17 protein-coding genes are annotated in these 18,199 nt (G+C 65.0%); all 17 read left to right on the top strand.

Annotated features, from left to right (window positions below; translation table 11 throughout):
• Positions 1 to 13 precede the first annotated feature (13 nt).
• Positions 14 to 2,911, top strand: coding sequence for a flotillin family protein (locus tag IVB05_RS06855; protein WP_247783655.1), 2,898 nt, complete (start codon positions 14 to 16; stop codon positions 2,909 to 2,911).
• A 9-nt stretch (positions 2,912 to 2,920) separates the two neighbouring features.
• Complete coding sequence (locus IVB05_RS06850; protein ID WP_247783654.1) at positions 2,921 to 3,358, top strand: SRPBCC family protein; 438 nt, start codon at positions 2,921 to 2,923, stop codon at positions 3,356 to 3,358.
• Between the two features lies 1 nt (position 3,359).
• Entirely contained in the window at positions 3,360 to 3,803 is a 444-nt protein-coding gene (locus IVB05_RS06845; protein WP_247783653.1) for an SRPBCC family protein, read from the top strand.
• Between the two features lie 16 nt (positions 3,804 to 3,819).
• The gene (locus IVB05_RS06840) at positions 3,820 to 4,638 is read left to right on the top strand and encodes an FAD binding domain-containing protein (RefSeq protein WP_247783652.1); all 819 of its coding nucleotides are present in this window, start codon (positions 3,820 to 3,822) and stop codon (positions 4,636 to 4,638) included.
• Between the two features lie 6 nt (positions 4,639 to 4,644).
• Positions 4,645 to 5,124 (top strand): (2Fe-2S)-binding protein, encoded by a 480-nt coding sequence (locus tag IVB05_RS06835; protein ID WP_247783651.1) that lies wholly within the window; start codon positions 4,645 to 4,647, stop codon positions 5,122 to 5,124.
• Between the two features lie 11 nt (positions 5,125 to 5,135).
• On the top strand, positions 5,136 to 6,719 hold the full coding sequence (locus IVB05_RS06830) for a xanthine dehydrogenase family protein molybdopterin-binding subunit (RefSeq protein WP_247783650.1): 1,584 nt from the start codon (positions 5,136 to 5,138) through the stop codon (positions 6,717 to 6,719).
• Between the two features lie 2 nt (positions 6,720 to 6,721).
• Positions 6,722 to 7,744 carry a molybdopterin cofactor-binding domain-containing protein gene (locus IVB05_RS06825; protein ID WP_247783649.1) on the top strand — a complete coding sequence of 341 codons (1,023 nt, stop codon included), beginning with the start codon at positions 6,722 to 6,724 and terminating at the stop codon, positions 7,742 to 7,744.
• Positions 7,745 to 7,752: 8 nt separating this feature from the next.
• The gene (locus IVB05_RS06820; RefSeq protein ID WP_247783648.1) at positions 7,753 to 8,634 is read left to right on the top strand and encodes a MoxR family ATPase; all 882 of its coding nucleotides are present in this window, start codon (positions 7,753 to 7,755) and stop codon (positions 8,632 to 8,634) included.
• Complete coding sequence (locus IVB05_RS06815; RefSeq protein WP_247783647.1) at positions 8,631 to 9,749, top strand: VWA domain-containing protein; 1,119 nt, start codon at positions 8,631 to 8,633, stop codon at positions 9,747 to 9,749. Before IVB05_RS06820 ends, IVB05_RS06815 begins: the two co-directional genes overlap by 4 nt.
• Positions 9,746 to 10,636, top strand: coding sequence for an amidohydrolase family protein (locus tag IVB05_RS06810; RefSeq protein ID WP_247783646.1), 891 nt, complete (start codon positions 9,746 to 9,748; stop codon positions 10,634 to 10,636). The genes IVB05_RS06815 and IVB05_RS06810 overlap by 4 nt, the downstream gene beginning before the upstream one ends.
• Before the next feature lie 30 nt (positions 10,637 to 10,666).
• On the top strand, positions 10,667 to 11,515 hold the full coding sequence (locus IVB05_RS06805; protein WP_247783645.1) for an MBL fold metallo-hydrolase: 849 nt from the start codon (positions 10,667 to 10,669) through the stop codon (positions 11,513 to 11,515).
• A gap of 19 nt (positions 11,516 to 11,534) precedes the next feature.
• Positions 11,535 to 13,112, top strand: a complete 1,578-nt coding sequence (locus IVB05_RS06800) for an isochorismatase family protein (protein WP_247783644.1) — start codon at positions 11,535 to 11,537, stop codon at positions 13,110 to 13,112.
• Between the two features lie 13 nt (positions 13,113 to 13,125).
• Positions 13,126 to 13,752: an NAD(P)H-dependent oxidoreductase gene (locus tag IVB05_RS06795; RefSeq protein ID WP_247783643.1), complete on the top strand. Its 627-nt coding sequence runs from the start codon at positions 13,126 to 13,128 to the stop codon at positions 13,750 to 13,752.
• A gap of 73 nt (positions 13,753 to 13,825) precedes the next feature.
• Positions 13,826 to 14,839 (top strand): NAD(P)-dependent alcohol dehydrogenase, encoded by a 1,014-nt coding sequence (locus tag IVB05_RS06790; RefSeq protein ID WP_247783642.1) that lies wholly within the window; start codon positions 13,826 to 13,828, stop codon positions 14,837 to 14,839.
• Positions 14,840 to 15,249: 410 nt separating this feature from the next.
• Entirely contained in the window at positions 15,250 to 16,311 is a 1,062-nt protein-coding gene (locus tag IVB05_RS06785; protein WP_247783641.1) for an efflux RND transporter periplasmic adaptor subunit, read from the top strand.
• 50 nt (positions 16,312 to 16,361) lie between these two features.
• Positions 16,362 to 17,042 (top strand): ABC transporter ATP-binding protein, encoded by a 681-nt coding sequence (locus IVB05_RS06780; RefSeq protein ID WP_247786610.1) that lies wholly within the window; start codon positions 16,362 to 16,364, stop codon positions 17,040 to 17,042.
• Entirely contained in the window at positions 17,039 to 18,199 is a 1,161-nt protein-coding gene (locus tag IVB05_RS06775; RefSeq protein ID WP_247783640.1) for an ABC transporter permease, read from the top strand. Before IVB05_RS06780 ends, IVB05_RS06775 begins: the two co-directional genes overlap by 4 nt.

Here is an 18,199-nt window from a genome sequence, read left to right as displayed (position 1 = left end):
AAGGGAGGAAAAGATGTCGGGGACTCTGGTTGGCGAATTGATCCTCTGGCTGATCGTTGCGATCGTCGTGATCGCTATCGTCGTCTACATCGTGAACTGGCTCTACCACCGTTCGTCGAAGGAAGTGTCCTTTGTGCGAACCGGTCTGCTCGGCGAACGCGTCGTGATCAACGGCGGCGCCTTCGTGCTGCCGTTCATTCACGACTACACGCCCGTCAACATGAACGTGCTGCCGATGGGCATCGTGCGGGCCAAGCATGACGCGGTGATCACCCGCGACCGCATGCGTATCGACATCGAGGCCGATTTTTACGTCCGCGTTCAGGCGACGCGCGAGGCAGTCGCCATCGCCGCCGCCACGCTCGGCCGGCGCACGCTCGAACCCGAGCAGTTGCACGCCCTGCTCTCCGGCAAGTTCGTCTCCGCCATCCGGTCGGTCGCCGCCGAAATGACCATGGAGCAGATGCACGAGCAGCGCGGCGAATACGTAACGCGGCTCAAGGCCGCCGCCGCCGAGGCGCTTGCCCAGAACGGGCTTGAGCTGGAATCTGTCGCCATCACCGATCTTGATCAGACCGACCTGGAGTATTTCAATCCGTCGAACCGGTTCGACGCCGAGGGCCTGACCCGCCTGATGGAAGACATCGAGGCCAAGCGCAAGCTGCGCAACGACATCGAACAGGATTCGATGATCAGGATCCGCACCCGCAACCTCGATGCCGAGCGCCAGGCGCTGGAGATCGAGCGCGAGAGCGAGACCGCCCGCCTTGAACAGGAACGTGACATCGAGATGCGCCGGGCGCTGCAGCGCACCGAGGTGGCGCGCGAACGCGCGTTGCGCGAGACCGAGGCCGAGCAGGCTCAGATTTCCGCCCGCGAGACAATTGAGAAGGCGCGCATCGCCAACGAACAGTCGATCGCCGAAGCCCGCATCTCCTCTGAACGCGAGACCCGTCACCGCGAGATCGAGCGCACGCGCGCGGTCGAGGAAAAGGAATTGCTGGCGCGCGAGGATATCGAAAAGGCCAAGATCGCCAATCAGCGCGCGGTCGATACCGCCCGCATCGCCTCAGAGCGCGAAGTTCGCCAACGCGACATCGAGCGCACGCGGTCGGTCGAGGAAGCCGAGATCACGGCCCGCGAAGCGGTCGAGAAGGCGCGCATCCAGCAGGATCGCTCGATCACGGACGCGCGGATCGCCAACGAGGAAGAAACCCGCAGGCGGGAGATCGAACGGACCCGCGCGGTCGAGGAAGCCGAGATCGCGGCGCGCGAGGCGACCGAAAAGGCTCGCATCGCCCAGACCACGATCGTCAACCTCGAACGTATCGCCTCCGACGAGCGCACCCGCTCGCTGGAGATCGCGCAGGTCCGCACTATTCAGGAAGCGGAGATCGAGGCGCAAAAGGCGGTGGAAGCAGCAAGGATTGCGCGGGAGCGGACGCTCGCAGCCGAGCGGATCGGCGCCGAGCACGCTACGCGCAAGCTGGAAATCGAGCGCAACCAGGCGCTCGAAGTCGCAGGGATCACCGCGCGCGAGGCGACCGAATCCTCCCGCATCGCCCAGGAAGAGCGCGTTCGCTCGCTCGAAATCGCGCGCAACCGCGCCATCGAGGAAGCCGACATCGCCGCGCGCGAAGCGATTGAGGCCGCGCGCATCGCCCAGGAGAAGGTGATCGCCGCCCAGCGTATCCGGGCGGAGAAGGAAACCCGGGGGCTCGAGATCGATCGCACTGAATCGATCGAGGCCGCCGAACTCAAGCGCCGCGATGCGATCGAACGGCGGCGTGTCGAGGTCGATCTGGCGCTGGAAGCCGAGCGCATCGCCTCGTCGAAGACCCGCGAGGTGCTCAACATCGACCAGAAGAAGGCGGTCGAGATCGCCGATGAGGAGCGTGTCATCGCGCTCGCCGCCAAGCGGTCCGAGCGCATCGATGCCGATCGCCTGGTCAAGCAGGCCGAGATCATCGCGCGCAAGGAAGTCGAGACGTCAGATGTCTCCCGCGAACAGGCGCTCGAGACGGTACGGCTCGCCCGCCGGCGTGCGATCGAGCAGCTTGAAGTCGCCCGCGTCCAGGCGCTGCAGGAAGCCGAGATCGCCTCCCGCGAGGAAGTCGAGCGGGCGCGCATCGCCTCCGACCGCGGCCTCGACGAAGCGCGGATCGGCCGCGAGCGCGATCTGCGCAAGCTCGAAGTCAATCGCGAGAAGGACGTCGAAACGGCGCTGATGGACAAGGCCATCGCCCTCTATCAGAAGTCTCTCGAGGAATCGGCCGCCAAGGTGGCGGCCGAGGATGCGCGCGTGGGGGCGACCGAAGCGGCCGAGCGCGTCGTCACCGCCCGCGACAGCGAAATCGCCAGGCGCCAGAAGACCATCGAGGTGCTGCTGGCGGAGAAGCGAGCCGAGGAAACGAAGATCGGGGCCGATGCCGAGCGCGTCCGCGCCGCCGTCGAAGCCGAGGCGCAGCGGCTGCTCAACGAAGCCGAGAACGTGCTTACCGACCAGGCGCGCTACTCGCTGTTCCGCCGCAAGCTGCTCGACCGCATCGAGGGCATCGTGCGCGAGAGCGTCAAGCCGATGGAGAAGATCGAGGGCATCCGCATCCTTCAGGTCGACGGCCTCAACGGCGGCGGCGGTGGCAATGGCGGCCGCAGCGCCACCGACGAGGTGATCGACTCGGCGCTGCGCTACCGGGTGCAGGCGCCGCTGATCGACTCGATCCTCGCCGATATCGGCGTCGAGGGCGGCAGCCTTTCCAAGATGCCCGGCCTGATCCGCGAGGCGCGCGACATGCAGGGCATCAAGGAAGCGGAAGCCCGCAAGGTCGGTCCAGGCAAACCCGACGCGCCGCCTGCCCCCGACACCCCCAGCGCGCCCGCCGCCGAACGCGGACCGCGCAAGAAAGGTTAAGAGCACGCCATGGCCCGGGTCTACGTCTCCACCGTCGTCAACGCCCGCAACGACCGCGTCTGGGCGCGCGTGCGCGACTTCAACGGAATGCCGAACTGGCATCCTGCCATCGCGGAGAGCCGCATCGAGGGCGGTGAGCCCGCGGACAAGATCGGATGCGTGCGCGACTTTCGCCTGCGCAACGGCGACCGCATCCGCGAAAAGCTGCTCGGCCTCTCCGACTACGAGATGTTCTGCACCTATTCGATCCTGGAGTCGCCGATGGGAGTGGAGAACTACGTCGCGACCCTGCGGCTGACACCGGTGACCGACGGCGACCAGACCTTTCTCGAATGGACCGCCGAGTTCGACTGCGCACCCGAGCGGGAAAACGAACTCGTCAACAATATCGGAACTGGCGTGTTTCAGGGCGGCTTCGACGCGCTCAAGCGCGCCTTCGGAGGCTAGCGTGCCGCATATCGTCAAAAGCACCATCCTCAACGCGCCGACCGGCGCGGTCTGGAATGTGCTGCGCGATTTCAACGGCCACGACCGCTGGCACCCGGCGGTCGCGACCAGCACCATCGAGCGGGCGCAGGCCCCCGACAAGATCGGCTGTATCAGACGCTTCAAGCTGCAAGACGGCTCGGAGCTGCGCGAGCAACTGCTCGCGCTGTCGGACCTCGAACAGACCTTCAGCTATTGCCTGCTCGATACGCCGATCCCTATGTTCAACTATGTGGCCCATGTCCGGTTGCTGCCGGTCACCGACGGCGACCGCACCTTCTGGCATTGGGAATCCCGCTTCACCACGCGGCCCGCGGATGCCGAACGGCTGACGCAGATGGTCGCCGAACAGATCTATCAAGCCGGCTTCGAAGCCATTCGCCGGCACCTGAGGGAGGCCGCATGAACGCGGAGGCAAAACCATGCCCGTCACGGTGAAGACATTCGCGAGTTTTGGCGAAGCGGCGTCGGCGCTGTCGTCCGACCGCGGCGCGCGCTATCTCGGCGGCGGCACGCTTGTGATGCGCGCGCTCAACGAAGGCGATGTCTCGATCTCGACCGTCGTGCACGCGACCGACCAGGCGCTGTCCCGCATCGATATCGCGAGTTCACGCATCACGATCGGCGCCGGCGTCACATTTGCAAAAATTCTGGCCGAGCGCGATCTTGCCTTTCTGCACGCACCCGCCCGCTCGATCGGCGGACCGGCGGTGCGCAACATGGGCACGGTGGGAGGTAATCTGTTTGCACCCAGCCCCTACGGCGATTTCACCGTCGCGCTGCTGGCGCTCGACGCGACCGTCTCTGTCCAGGGCGGCCTCGGCGCACGCAACATGGCAATCGAGGAATTTTTGCAATCTCGCGAACGCCAGAGCGGCGCGCTGGTGCTGGCGGTCTCCTGTGCGCGACCCGCAAGCGCCGACGCCTTCCGCTATCGCAAGATCGCCCGCATAAAGCCCAAGGGGGGCTCGGTGATTACGCTGGCCGCGCATCTGCCTTCGAGCGGTGGCCGCATATCGGGGGCGCGCATCGCACTCGGCTCGATGGCCGCGACGCAGCTTCGCGCAAGGGCCGCCGAGCGCGCGCTGGAGGGCCGCTCGCTGGACGACGCGGCGATCAGCGCCGCGGCTGCGGCCGCAACGGAGGGCGTATCGCCGGCCGACAACGCCCTTGGCAGCGCCTGGTATCGCCGCGAGATCGTCGGCGTCCATCTTCGCCGCCTGCTGTCAGGCCTGGAGTAAGCATTCATGACCAAGACCCCGCTCCAGTTTCGTCACAACGGCCGCGACGTCGCTTTGTTCGTCGACGGCGGCGTCAATCTGCTGGTTGCGCTGCGCGAATCGATCGGCGACATGACGCCGAAGTTCGGCTGCGGCCAGGGCGGCTGCGGCGCCTGCAGCGTGCTGATCGACGGCGAACTCCATCTCTCCTGCCTGACGCTGGCGGAAACCGTGAACGGCCGCTCGATCGAGACGCTCGACGGGATGAAGGACGGACCCAATCTGCATCCGCTGCAGCGCGCCTTCATGGAGCAATTCGCGGCCCAGTGCGGCTACTGCACGCCGGGCATGCTGATGGCGGCGAAGGCGCTGCTCGATCGCAACCCCTCGCCGACCCGCGCCGAGGTCGTCGAGGCGATCTCGGGCAACATCTGCCGCTGCACCGGCTACGAGCCGATCATCAACGCCGTCCTCGCCGCCGCCACGAGCGGACGCGCCCGCGCCTGAAGGGAACGACCATGCTGGAATTGCGCAAGGACATCTTCGCCGACGAGCGCGACGATAATTTGAAAGAGATCGGAAAGGGCACGCAGCGCCAGGACATGCTCGGCCATGTCACGGGCACCTCGACCTACTTTGACGATCACAAGCTGCAGGGCATGCTCCATCTCAAGGTACTGCGCAGCCCGCACGCCCACGCCCGCCTGCGCCGCATCGATACGATGGAAGCGGAACGCGCGCCCGGCGTGCGGCGCATCATCCGCGGCGCCGACGTGCCGGTCAATCTCAACACCCTGCTCAGCCTGATCAACTTCGGCAAGGACGACGAGCCTTCGCTGGCGGTCGACAAGGTCCGCTACAAGGGCGAACCGATCGTCGCTGTCGTCGCCGACAGCCCAAGAGAAGCCTTCGAAGCGCTCGCAAAAGTGCGGGTCGACTACGAGCCGCTGCCCGCGGTGTTCGACGTCGAGGACGCGCTGAAGCCAGGCGCGCCGGTCGTCAACGAGACCTACCCCAAGAACACCTTCATTTATCACGACGTCTACGACCATCAAAAGCTGCGCTTCGGCGATGTCGAGCGCGGGTTCGCCGAGGCCGATCATGTCCTCGAACAGCGCTACCAGATGTCGCCGATCGAGCACGCGCCGACCGAAACCAATGGCTCGATCGCCGCCCCCGACACCAACGGACGCTATGTCGTCTACACCTCGACGCAGGCGCTGTTCTTCTCGCTCGACACCTGCGCAAAAATCCTCGACGTCCCCTCCAACACCTTCCACTTCATCGGCGGGACCGTCGGCGGCGGCTTTGGCGGCAAGGTGGACACGCTCACCGAACCGCTCGCGATTCTCGGCGCCATGCTGACCGGGCGTCCGGTGCGCTATCAGCTCGGCCGCGAAGAGGAGATGCAGTTCGGTTCGCCGCGCGGCGCCGAGCGCATCTACATCAAGGACGGCGTGATGCGCGACGGCCGCATCGTCGCTCGCAAGATCCGCGCCTATTTCGACAGCGGCGCCTATACCCGGCTTTCCAGCTACGCCGTGGTCAAATGCGCGGCTCACCTGCCCGGCCCCTATACGATCCCCAACGTCTCCGGCGACATCTACTGCGTGTTCACCAACCGTACTCCGGCGACCGCGATGCGCGGCTTCGGCGTCACGGCGATGGACTTTGCGCTCGAATGCCAGATGGACAAGCTCGCCCATCTCGTCGGCATCGACCCGATGGAGTTTCGGATCCTCAACGCCTATCGCGACGGCGACATGAAGGCGCACCGGCGCGAGGCGAAAAACACCGCGCTGATCGAATGCGTCCAGGTCGCCGCTGAAAAGGCCAAGTGGCCGCTACGCGAAGAGGCCAGGCGCATGTCATCGCGAAAGGATGGCGGCGGCAATCGGGCGGCGATTTCGCCGACGCCGCTTGAACCTGTTCCGCAGCGCGCCGCGGCGTCGCAGCAGCGAACCACCTACGATCGTGCGCCGGCTGCAACCACCCAGCCGCCGGCGCCCGCGCCGGCGCCTCCTCCTCCGAGGCCGCAAACTCCATCGCCATCGCATGGCGCCGCCCGTTTCTCTTCCGTCTTCGGCACCAGGAGGCGCTGACCATGGCCAGGCATCGCGGACGCGGCATCGCCTCAATCAACTATCCCATCGGCATGAATCTCGGCGGCGATCCCAGCCAGGCGCTGGTTCATTCCAACCCCAGCGGCAAGTTCACGGTGTCGCTGTCATCGATCGATCTCGGCCAGGGCATGAAATCGGTGACGCGGCAGATCTGCGCGGAGACGCTCGGCGTGCCGGTCGAAGACGTCTATGTCGACACCGCGGATTCCGACACGGGTCCGCATTGCATGGGCTCGTTCGCCTCGCGCGGCACCCATCGCGTCGGCAACGCCGTCATGGCGGCGGCCAAAGAGGCGCGCGGCGTCATGATGGAAGCCGCCGCCGAGGAACTGGAAGTCAACGCCGCCGACCTCGATACCGACGGGCGCGGCAACATCCACGTCAAGGGCGCGCCGCACCGCTCAATCTCCACCAAGGACGTCGCCATCGCTGCGCAGTTCAAGCAGGGCAAGACGATATCGGGGCGCGGCATCTTTCTGGTGCCGCTCTCCGAGGTCAATCCCGAGACCGGCGAGATGTCGCCCGCCACCTGCTACGCGCATGCCTGCCTGGTCGCCGAGGTCGAGGTCGATGACGAGACTGGCGAGGTCGCGATGGTGCGGATGGACAGTGCCTATGAACTGGGCCGCGCGCTCAATCCGCGCCTGGTGGAGCAGCAGCTCGTCGGCGGCGCGTGGATGGGGATCAGTCACGCGCTGTTTGAAACGCCCGAGCCCTATTATCCCGACCCGGCGCATGGCCCGCGCGACTTCGTCGAATATCTGATGCCCGGCCCCGGCGACATCTGCCCGCATGATATCGCCGTGCTGGAGCGCCCCGCAGCCGACGGACCGTTCGGCGCCAAGGGGCCCGGAGAAATGTGCGCCAATCCCGTGCTGCCCGCGGTGGCCAACGCCATCTTCAACGCCGTCGGCGTGCGGATGGATGAATTGCCGATCACGCCGGAAAAAGTCCTGCGGGCGATCAAGGCGCAGGGCGGCGCGCGGCCGCAGGCGAGGCGCTGAGGCAGAACATGGCGGTTCGCGGCAACATCGTCGGCATCGACAGCCCCGAGGCGCTCGAACGGGCGTTGCGCACGGCCTATTACCTTGCCGACGACGGCCTCGCGACGGCAGCCTATCTTGGGCTGGCGCTCGGAAAGCCGCTGCTCTTGGAAGGTGCGCCGGGGGTCGGCAAGACCGAAGCCGCAAAAGCCATCGCTGCCGTGCTCGGCCGCCGCCTGATCCGCCTGCAATGCTATGAGGGCATCGACGCATCAGCCGCGCTCTATGAGTGGAACTATCCGCGCCAGATGCTCGCCATCCGGCAGGCGGGCGAAGAGAGCATCGACATCTATGGCGAGACTTTTCTGATCGAACGGCCGATGCTCGCGTCGCTGCGTGCGCCCGACTCCACCGTGCTGCTGATCGATGAAATCGATCGCGCCGACCAGGAGTTCGAGGCGTTCCTGCTCGAATTCCTCTCCGACTTCCAGATTTCGATCCCCGAGCGCGGCACGGTCCGCGCGGCGGAACGCCCCGTCGTCGTACTGACGTCGAACCGCACCCGCGACCTGCACGAGGCGTTGCGCCGCCGCTGTGTCTATCACTGGATCGACTATCCGACGGCCGAGCGCGAGGCGCGCATCGTGATGATGCGGGCGTCGAGCGTCGCCGAAGCAACCGCGCGCGCCGTGGTCGCCGCCGTCGGCCGGCTGCGGCGCGAACCGCTGAGCAAGGCGCCGGGCATCGCCGAGGCGGTGGACTGGGCGGAAGCGGCCACGCTATTGCACGAGCGCGGCGCGCGCTGGCCCGATGCCTTCAAGCGCTCGATAGGCGTTGCGCTGAAGGACGAGGAGGATCTCACCTTCATCTCCGGCCGGCTCGATGCCCTCATTGCGGAGGCTGCCGCGTGATCGACGAACTTCAGCTACCTCACGCGGCGCGCGTGTTCGTATCCTTTGTCGCGCTGCTGCGCGTCAACGGTTTTGCCGTGGCACCGGAACAGACAACGGCATTCCTCGCGGCGATAGAGCTGCTGGGCCCGCGCAGCCTCGACGCCATTCGGCAGGCCGGCTTGGCAACACTCGCCCCGCCGCCCGAGCGGCGCGCGACCTACGACCGCCTGTTCGACATTCATTTCCTCGGCAGCGAAGCGGTGGATCGCGCAGGCGCAGAAGATGAGGAAGTGGTTCGCCTGCAGGAGGAAGGACGCGGCGAGGACGAAACGCTGCTGGCCGACGAAGCCAATGAGTCCGGACTTGCCGCGGCCCGCGCCGAGGCGCTGGTCGAACGCCGCTTCGCGCCGAGCCAAACCGGTGACGCCTTGCGAAAGCTGTCACGAGAGGCCCCCGCGCGGCTGCCGCGGCGGCGCGGCCATCGCCGGATGCGCGCCCGCCGCGGCCCTTGGGCCGATCTGCGCCGCACCCTGCGCGAGAGCGTGCGCAATGACGGCGAGGTGCTGCGGCTCGGACGGCTGAAGCGTCGTGCCCGGCCGCGCAAGGTGTTGTTGCTGATCGACGTCTCTGGCTCGATGAAGGGGCGTACCGACGACAATATGAAGCTCGCGCATGCGCTGTCGCACGCAGCTCCCAATGTCGAAGTGTTCACCTTCGGCACCCGCCTCACCCGCGTCACCCGTGCGCTCCGTCTCAAGCGCCGCGAGCAGGCGCTGTCGGCGGCCGCACATCTGGTCAGCGATTGGGACGGCGGCACCCGCATCGGCGACGCGCTGCAGGCGTTCCTGGCGGTGCCAAGATTCGGCAGCTATGCGCGCGGCGCCGCCGTCTTCATCGTCTCCGACGGCCTTGAGCGCGGCGATCCATCTGCGTTGCGCGATGCCGTCGCAAAGTTGTCGCGACGCGCCTGGCGCCTGAGCTGGCTGACGCCGCTCGCCGCCGGTCCCGGTTTTCAGCCGCAGACTGAAGCGCTGATCGCGATCCGGCGCTTCGTGGATGATCTGGTCGACGGCGGGTCCACCGCCGCCATCGTTTCGCATGTGCTCTCGCTCGGACAAAGGAAGGCCGCGTGACCGAACTCGTCGATGCCCATCACCATATCTGGCGTCAGGCCGACCTGCCCTGGCTGAGCGGCCCGATGCAGCCGCGCATCTTCGGCCCCTACGAGCCGATCCGGCGCGACTATCCGATTCAGGAATATCTCGATGATCTCGCCGGCTCCGGCGTGACGCGCTCGGTCTATGTACAGACCAACTGGGCCAATGGTCGCTTCGAGGACGAAACCGCCTGGGTGCAGCAAACCGCGAAGGACCACGGCTGGCCGCACGCCATCGTCTCCTACGCTGATTTCAACGTCGATGACGTCCGCCCACAGCTCGATCGTCTCGCGCGCTATCCGCTGGTGCGCGGCGTGCGCATGCAACTGCACTGGCACGACAACCCGCTCTATCGATTTGCCGCGCGTCCGGACCTCTGCGCCGACCCTAAGATCCGGCGCAACATCGCGCGGCTCGCCGAGTATGGTTTCAGCTTCGACCTGCAGGTATTCGCGCCGCAGATGGCGGATGCCGCCGAGCTCGCGCAAGCCTGTCCTGACGTGACCTTCATCCTGCAGCATGCCGGCATGCTGGAAGACCTCTCGCCACAGGGCCGAGCCGCCTGGCGCGGTGGCATGACGCGGCTCGCCGCCTGTCCGAATATCGTCTCAAAACTTTCCGGCCTCGGCACATTCATTCACCACAATGATCCGGCGCATGTATTCGATGTCCTCACCGAGACGGTGGCGATGTTCGGCGCCGAGCGATGTCTGTTCGGCTCCAATTTTCCGATCGAGAAACTTTGGACCAGCTATCGCGAACTGGTGGACGCCTATCTCGCCGCGACAGCGCATCTTCGCGCGGAGCAGCGCGATGCCGTCTTGAGAACAACGGCCCTGCGCGTTTATCGGCTGGGAACATAAACGAATAAGAGGATTCGGGGAGAGAGACAAATGCCGCTTGAAATCAAGATTTTGGACTATGGGGATATCGAACTGGAATCGAGCTTTCTCGTGCTCGGCCGTGATTGCGGCCGGACCCGCCGTGTCCTGACGCTCGGCTTTTTGATCGTCGGCGGTCCCTATCCGGTGGTGGTCGATACCGGCTATCGCTCCAACCAGATCATGGAAACGCTCGGCATGCGCGGGCTTCAGTTCCACGAGAACATGATCGAGAACCAGCTCGCGCGCCACGGCGTGCGCATGGGCGACGTCCGCTACGTCTGCCACACCCATTTGCACATCGACCACGCCGGCAAGGACGATCTGTTTCCGATGAACACGACGGTCGTGCTCAACCGCAAGGAGCTGGAATATTCCGTCTCCGGATTGATGCATCCGCAATATCCGGCGCCCGATATCAAGCACCTGATCGACCGCCTGCACACCAAAAGCGCGCTGCGCTTCCTCGATCTTGAAGTGACCGGTCCGATCGAACTGATGCCGGGCGTCTATTGCGACGCCGCCAACGCCCACACCGAAGGCTCGATGAACATCCACGTTCATACCGCTGACGGTATCGCCACCATCTGCGGCGACGTGATCTACGATTTCAACGATCAGATCGTCACCCCCTTCAACGAGATCCACGATGCCGAGCCGCGCACGACCGGCAATCACGGCACCAGCAAGCGTGCGGAGAAGGCGGCGATCAAAAAACTCCTGAGCAACTCGCGCTATTTGCTTCCGGTCCACGACCGACCGGCCAAGATCGAAGGCGGCGTGGTGGTCGGCCGGCTGCACGACCAGGTGCCCGGCCCGGTGGTTCAGAGCCTGCCGCAGCGCAACTGGTTCCCGGCCTGAGCGCTGAAAGGACGGACCGATGACGCATGTCACGCTGCGCCCGGAATTCGAAACCCTGATCGACCCCTACGCGCCCGTCGGCCAGGTCGGGACGGGCTTTGACTTCACGGAAGGCCCGATCTGGCATCCGGTCCATCACTATCTGCTGTTCTCGGATATGCCCGGCGATGTGCGGCGGCGGTGGGACGCCAAGCGCGGCGTGGTCGAGGTCAAGCGCCCGTCGAACAAATGCAACGGCATGACCTATGACGCCGAGCTCAATTTGATCGTCTGCGAGCATGCCACCTCGTCATTGATCCGCGAGCGCCCCGACGGAAGGCGCGAGGTGATCGCCTCGCATTTCGAGAATCAGGAGCTCAACAGCCCGAACGATGTCTGTGTGCATTCGAGCGGCGCCATCTATTTCAGCGATCCCTGGTATGGCCGCATGCCGGTCTATGGCGTCGAGCGACCGCGCCAGCTCGGCTTCCAGGGCGTCTATCGGGTCCCGCCCGGCGGCGGTCCGCCAAAACTCGTGGTCGACCGCCATCTGTTCGACCAGCCGAACGGGCTCTGCTTCTCGCCCGACGAGCGCCTGCTTTATGTCAACGACACCACACAGGCGTTGATCCGCGTCTTCGACGTCGAGGCCGACGGCTCGCTCGCCAATGCGCGAATCTTCGCCAGCAGCATTCGCTCGGAGCTCGAACCCGGCCTGCCCGACGGCATGAAGTGCGACCAGCGCGGCAATGTCTGGGTCACGGCACCCGGCGGCGTCTGGGTCTATTCGTCCGCCGGCGAGTTGCTCGGCAAGGTCCGCGTGCCCGAACTCGTCGCCAATCTCGCCTGGGGCGGCGCTGATTTTCGCACGCTCTATTTGGCCGCGACGCATTCGGTCTACGCGATCCCGGTCAAGGCCGGGCCGCGCCACGAACCCTATATGAGCGGCCGCGCCTCGACCGGTCCCGATGCAGCCTCCTCCCCGCCCGCCGCAGCTCAATTGGCCAGCGGCGACATGCAGCTCGATCCCCGGCGCTGCGCGATGATCATTCAGGATTTGCAGAACGACGTCATCATGGAAGGTGGCGCGTTTGCCGATTCCGGCTCGCCTGCGCACGCGCGCCAGCAGCGGGTGGTCGACAATGTCCGCCGCCTCGCCGAAGCGGCGCGGGCGCGCGGCGTCGTCATCATCCACGTCTGGTTCATCGTCGAGCCGGGCGCGCCCGGCGTCACGCTCAACGCGCCGCTGTTCGAGGGACTGGTCGATAGCGGCGCGATGGTGCGCGGCAGCTGGGGCGCAGCGCCGGTTCCGGGGCTGGAGCCGCGCGCCGGCGATTTCATCGTCGAGAAAATGCGCATGAGTGCCTGGGAAGGCACGCGGCTGGAGACCATCCTCAAGGCGACCGGCCGCGACATGATCATCAACACCGGCGCCTGGACCAACATGTCGATCGAGCACACCGCCCGCACCGGCGCCGACAAGGGCTACTTCATGATCGTCCCTGAAGACTGCTGCTCGACCATGAACGCGGATTGGCACAACGCCTCGATCAACTTTGCGATGCAGAACGTCGCCGTCGTCACCAACGCCGATGCGGTCATCAGAGGATTGGGATGAACAGAGTGCGGCCATGCCAAAACTCTTTCACCTGAGCTGCTCGCCGCGCGCAGACTCGGAATCCTCCGCCGGCGCAAAGGTCTTCATTGACCGCTTCCGCCAGGCAGGGCCGGACTGGGACATCGACGTGATGAACCTGTGGCGGGATCACCTGCCGGAATTCGAGGGTTATGTCCTGGAGGCGAAATATGCCCGCATCGGCGGGCGGCCGTTCACGGATTCGCAGCGCGATGCGTTTGCGGTCACCGAGCGCATCGCGCTCCGCTTCGCGCTCGCCGACCGCGTGCTGATTTCGACGCCGATGTGGAATTTTGGCATTCCCTACAAGCTGAAACAATGGATCGACGTCATCACGCAACCCGGGCTGGCGTTCCGCTACGATCCGGCGCAAGGCTATCTGCCGCTGTTTAAGGACCGGCCGACGATCGTGATCCTGGCAAGCGGCAGCGACTTCATCACCGGCATGAATCGCGGCCGCATCGACATGGCGACCCCCTATCTGCGCGAGGCGCTGCGCTTCATCGGCGTAACCGACGTCCGTTTCGTGCCGATCGGACCGACCACCGGGCCGCTCGAACCGATCCGCACCGCACGCGAAGGCGCACATCGGCGGCTGGCCGAAATGGCCGCGCGATTCTGATCCATAGGCTTGGCGGAACCGGAACATTTGCGGCTATATTGCGCTTAGCCGACTGCGCCGAAGGAGAACTCCATTGAAGTGCTACGAGCTACAGGGACCGAGCGGAATCGATGGACTTGCCCTCGTCGACAAGCCCGTGCCGGAGCCCGGCGAGGGCGAGGTGCTGGTTCGGCTCAAGGCGGCAACGCTGAACTATCGCGATCTTCTCACCGTCAAGGGCGGTTACGGCTCGCGTCAGAAATTTCCGCTTGTGCCGGTTTCGGACGGTGCGGGCGTGATCGAGCGGGTCGGCCCGGGCGTGCGGGAATTCGCAGCCGGCGACCGCGTCGTCGGCAGTTTCTTCGAAAGCTGGATCGGTGGCGAGCCCAGCGAAGCAAAGATGCGCGCAAACCTCGGCGGCTCGGTGGACGGCGTCCTGACGGAATATCGGATCTTTCCAAAGCACGCGCTGGTCAGGACGCCGGAGCACCTCAGTGACGTCGAAGCCGCCACGCTACCCTGCGCCGGGCTCACGGCCTGGAGCGCGGTCGTCAAGCTCGGCGGCGTGAAGCCCGGCCAGACCGTTCTGACGCAGGGTACCGGCGGGGTATCTCTCTTCGCACTTCAGTTTGCCAAAATGTGCGGCGCGCGCGTCATGGCGACCTCGTCGAGCGATGCGAAGATCAAACGTCTCAAGCATCTCGGCGCCGACTTCACGTTGAACTACAAGGCGACACCCGACTGGGGAAAGAAAGCCCGCGAGTGGAGCGGCCAGGGCGTCGACCTGGTCGTCGAGGTGGGCGGGGTCGGCACGCTGAACGAATCGATCAGGGCGACCAGGATCGGCGGCACGATCGCGTTCATCGGCGTGCTCGCCGGCCCGCCGCCGTCCGACTCGCGGCTCCCATTGATGGTGATGCAGCAGCAGCGGCTGCAGGGCGTCACCGTCGGATCAATTGAGGACCTCCAGGCGATGGCGAATGCCATCGCGGTTCACCGGATGAAGCCCGTGGTCGACAAGACCTTTTCGTTCGACCAGGTGAAACAGGCGTTTGCCCATATGGAGAGCGGCGCGCATTTCGGGAAGGTGGCGATCGAGATCGGCTGAACGCGACATTTCGCCATCGACAGCCAATTCCTGCGACTGGTTCCACCGCAAGATTTTGCCGAGTTTTGAGCGTATTTGGCGATCGACAGGCCTCTCACCGAAGGATCCTCGATGCTCCTGGCCACAACTGGCAGCACAGCGCGCACAACTCTTGCTGGTTTCGGGAATTGCCTCCGCCGCCATTAGGCTTTAAATTCCTGCCACTCGCCTCGTCGAAAAACGGGCGCCGCCCGGCGCTCGCGAGAGCTCAACGGGATTGCAACCGAGCTGGGGTCGCGGCCTTACGGAAAGCTTGAGGCCTGCCCCCTTCTATGGCGAGACATGTGAACCGGCTGTGAGCGAGACCACCAGCGCGAGAAATGATGCCGCCCGCGCGGAAGTTGCAGCGAGCAGCCGGATGGAAATGAATGATGGCCGAAGACAAGAGCAAATTGCTGAGATCGCTGACGATCGATCGCAGCACCAACAAGGCGGAGCGACCTGGTCGCCGCTGGCTGCCGATTTCGGCGGCGATTGTCGCCTGCGTCGTCGCGTTCGCCGCCTTTGCCGCGTTCGAGTTCCGCAAGCAGGATTCCCCCAAGGAGACTGCGTCGCAGACCGCACAGCAGCCCGCCGCGCAGCCGCAGACACCTCAGCAGCCGACAACGAATAACAAGGCGGCCGGCAATCTGGCGGCCTCCGGCTATGTGGTGGCGCGTCGCAAGGCAACCGTTGCGGCCGAGATCACCGGCAAGGTCGTCGAGGTCTTCATCGACGAAGGCATGACGGTGACCGAGGGTCAGATCGTGGCGCGGCTCGACAGCGTGCTTGCCGAAAGGGATTATGAGTTGGCCCGCTCCCGCGTCGAGACGGCCGATGCCGCGGTCGCCGCGATTACCGCTGATCTCGAAGACGCGACCCGGATCATGTCGCGTGTCCAAACACTGTCGCAAAAGAATTTCGCGACCGAGGCCGACCTGACCAAGGCACAGGCCCGGGTCGGCGTGCTCAGTGCGCAATTGCGCCAGGCGCAGTCGCAATTCGAGACCGCCAGGATCGACGCCAAGCGCAGCGCCTCGATGCTCGACAAGCATCAAATCCGCGCGCCGTTCGCCGGCGTCGTCATCGACCGCAGCGCACAGCCTGGCGAAATGATTTCGCCGATGTCGGTTGGTGGCTACACGCGCACCGGCATCTGCACCATCGTCGACATGGATTCGATCGAAATCGAGGTCGACGTCAACGAAGCCTTCATCGGCCGGGTTGCCCCCGGAGGCGCCGTCAACGCAATGCTGGATGCCTATCCGGACTGGACCATTCCCGCCTCTGTCATCGCCATCGTGCCGACTGCGAATCGCGAAAAGGCCACGGTGAAGGTGCGCATCCGCTTCGAAAAGAAAGACCCGCGCATCCTGCCCGACATGGCGGTGAAGGTGAACTTCCTAGGCGACGCCAAGACAAAGGGCGGCGCCGAGACCACCGCCGCGAACTAGCCTCCAGCCGGAATCCTCGAGAGGAGACAAGCGTGACAGCCGAACATCCGATGGTTCGCCTTACCGGCGTAGCTAAGCGTTTCACCAAGGGCAAGGAGACGATCTCGATCTTCGATCATCTCGACCTTGCTATACCCCGCGGCGATTTCATCGCCGTCATGGGACCCTCCGGCTCAGGCAAGACGACGCTGCTCAATCTGCTCGGCGGCATCGACCGCGCCGACGCCGGTGAGATTGCGGTTGCAGACCACCGCATCGACGGCCTCTCCGAGGGCGAACTCGCCGCCTGGCGGGCCGTCAACATCGGCTTCATCTTCCAGTTCTATAATCTGATGCCGATGCTGACGGCAGCTCAGAACGTCGAACTGCCGCTGTTGCTCACCCGATTGAACCGCAAGGAGCGCGCCGAGCGCGTTCACACCGCGCTTTCCGTGGTCGGGCTCGCCGATCGCATCAAGCACCGTCCGCGCGAAATGTCGGGCGGTCAGCAGCAGCGCGTGGCGATTGCGCGCGCCATCGTCTCGGATCCGAACTTGCTGCTGTGCGACGAACCGACCGGCGATCTCGACCGGCAATCCGCCGACGAGATTCTTTCGATCCTGCAACTGCTCAATGGCGAACTCGGCAAGACCATCGTGATGGTGACGCATGACCCTGCGGCGGCAAACTATGCCAAGCGTGTCCTGCATCTCGACAAGGGCCGCTTCGTCGAACGGGAGCTTGCCGCGTGAACGACTTCGACCTGGTCCGGAAAAACCTGTTCCGCCGCAAATTGCGCGCCAGCCTGATGATCGTGTCGATCCTGATCGCGTTCATGATCTTCGGCGTGCTCGCCGGATTCTACCGCGCCTTCACCGCCGGCGAGGATGCCGCCGCCGCGGACCGGATGATCACCGTCAACAAGATCAACTTCACCCAGCCGATGCCGATCGCCTACTACAATCGCGTGCGCGCGATCGAAGGTGTCCGGCAGGTGACCTTCGCCAACTGGTTCGGCGGCTATTATCAGGACCCGAAAAACTTCATCATGGCGCTCACGATCGAGCCGAACACCTATTTCGACGTTTACCGCAGCGAGTTCGAAGTTCCGCCCGAGCAGCTTCAAGCCTTCATGCGTGACCGTGGCAGCGCGGTGGTCGGTGAAAGCCTGGCGCAGAAGTGGGGCTGGAAGATCGGCGATCGCATCCCTCTTAATAGTAACATCTTCAGCCAGAAGAGCGGCGGCCACACCTGGGACCTCACCATTGCCGGCATCGTCAAGGGCAAGGCCGAGCACGTCGACACCAACTTCCTGCTGTTCCAGTACGCCTATTTCGACGAAACCCGCTCGTTCGGCAAGGACACCATCGGCTGGATGATCCTGCAAACCGCCTCGCCGGAGAACAACGATCGCGTGGCGAAAGCGATCGACGCGATGTTCGCCAATTCCACCGCCGAGACCTCGACCGACACTGAAAAGGCGTTCGGCAAGGCGTTCGCCGCGCAGTTCGGCAACATCGCGCTGATCGTATTGCTGGTGGTTGGCGCGGCCTTCGTCACCATCCTGATGATCGTCGGCAATACCATGGCGCTGTCGATCCGGGAGCGCACCCGCGAGATCGGCGTGCTGAAGACGCTCGGGTTCTCAGGTCCGCGGATCCTTAAAATGGTGCTTGGCGAATCCGTGCTGCTGGCGCTGCTCGGCGGCATTCCCGGGCTGGCGATCGCGGCGCTGATCGCAGCGGCGCTGCGCAACAGCCTCGCCAGCATCGCGCCCGCTTTTGCGGTATCGCCGACGATCATCCTGCAAGGCCTGGCGTTGATGGTCGCGCTTGGGCTGATCACGGGCATCATTCCGGCGCTCAACGCCATGCGGCTCAAAATTGCAACCGCGCTCGGACGGGGATAG

It is taken from the genome of Bradyrhizobium sp. 170 (assembly GCF_023101085.1).
Taxonomy (GTDB): domain Bacteria; phylum Pseudomonadota; class Alphaproteobacteria; order Rhizobiales; family Xanthobacteraceae; genus Bradyrhizobium.
The sequence above is the reverse complement of the archived record's forward strand: the minus strand, read 5'-3'. Positions and strand labels throughout refer to the sequence as shown.

Excerpts from the sequence above, each read along its gene's own strand:
- IVB05_RS06850 (WP_247783654.1), top strand. The coding sequence starts at position 2,921 with ATGGCCCGGGTCTACGTCTCCACCGTCGTCAACGCCCGCAACGACCGC.
- IVB05_RS06820 (WP_247783648.1), top strand. The coding sequence starts at position 7,753 with ATGGCGGTTCGCGGCAACATCGTCGGCATCGACAGCCCCGAGGCGCTC.
- IVB05_RS06805 (WP_247783645.1), top strand. The coding sequence starts at position 10,667 with ATGCCGCTTGAAATCAAGATTTTGGACTATGGGGATATCGAACTGGAA.
- IVB05_RS06825 (WP_247783649.1), top strand. The coding sequence starts at position 6,722 with ATGGCCAGGCATCGCGGACGCGGCATCGCCTCAATCAACTATCCCATC.
- IVB05_RS06835 (WP_247783651.1), top strand. The coding sequence starts at position 4,645 with ATGACCAAGACCCCGCTCCAGTTTCGTCACAACGGCCGCGACGTCGCT.
- IVB05_RS06785 (WP_247783641.1), top strand. The coding sequence starts at position 15,250 with ATGGCCGAAGACAAGAGCAAATTGCTGAGATCGCTGACGATCGATCGC.
- IVB05_RS06795 (WP_247783643.1), top strand. The coding sequence starts at position 13,126 with ATGCCAAAACTCTTTCACCTGAGCTGCTCGCCGCGCGCAGACTCGGAA.
- IVB05_RS06840 (WP_247783652.1), top strand. The coding sequence starts at position 3,820 with ATGCCCGTCACGGTGAAGACATTCGCGAGTTTTGGCGAAGCGGCGTCG.
- IVB05_RS06800 (WP_247783644.1), top strand. The coding sequence starts at position 11,535 with ATGACGCATGTCACGCTGCGCCCGGAATTCGAAACCCTGATCGACCCC.
- IVB05_RS06780 (WP_247786610.1), top strand. The coding sequence starts at position 16,362 with ATGGTTCGCCTTACCGGCGTAGCTAAGCGTTTCACCAAGGGCAAGGAG.
- IVB05_RS06855 (WP_247783655.1), top strand. The coding sequence starts at position 14 with ATGTCGGGGACTCTGGTTGGCGAATTGATCCTCTGGCTGATCGTTGCG.
- IVB05_RS06830 (WP_247783650.1), top strand. The coding sequence starts at position 5,136 with ATGCTGGAATTGCGCAAGGACATCTTCGCCGACGAGCGCGACGATAAT.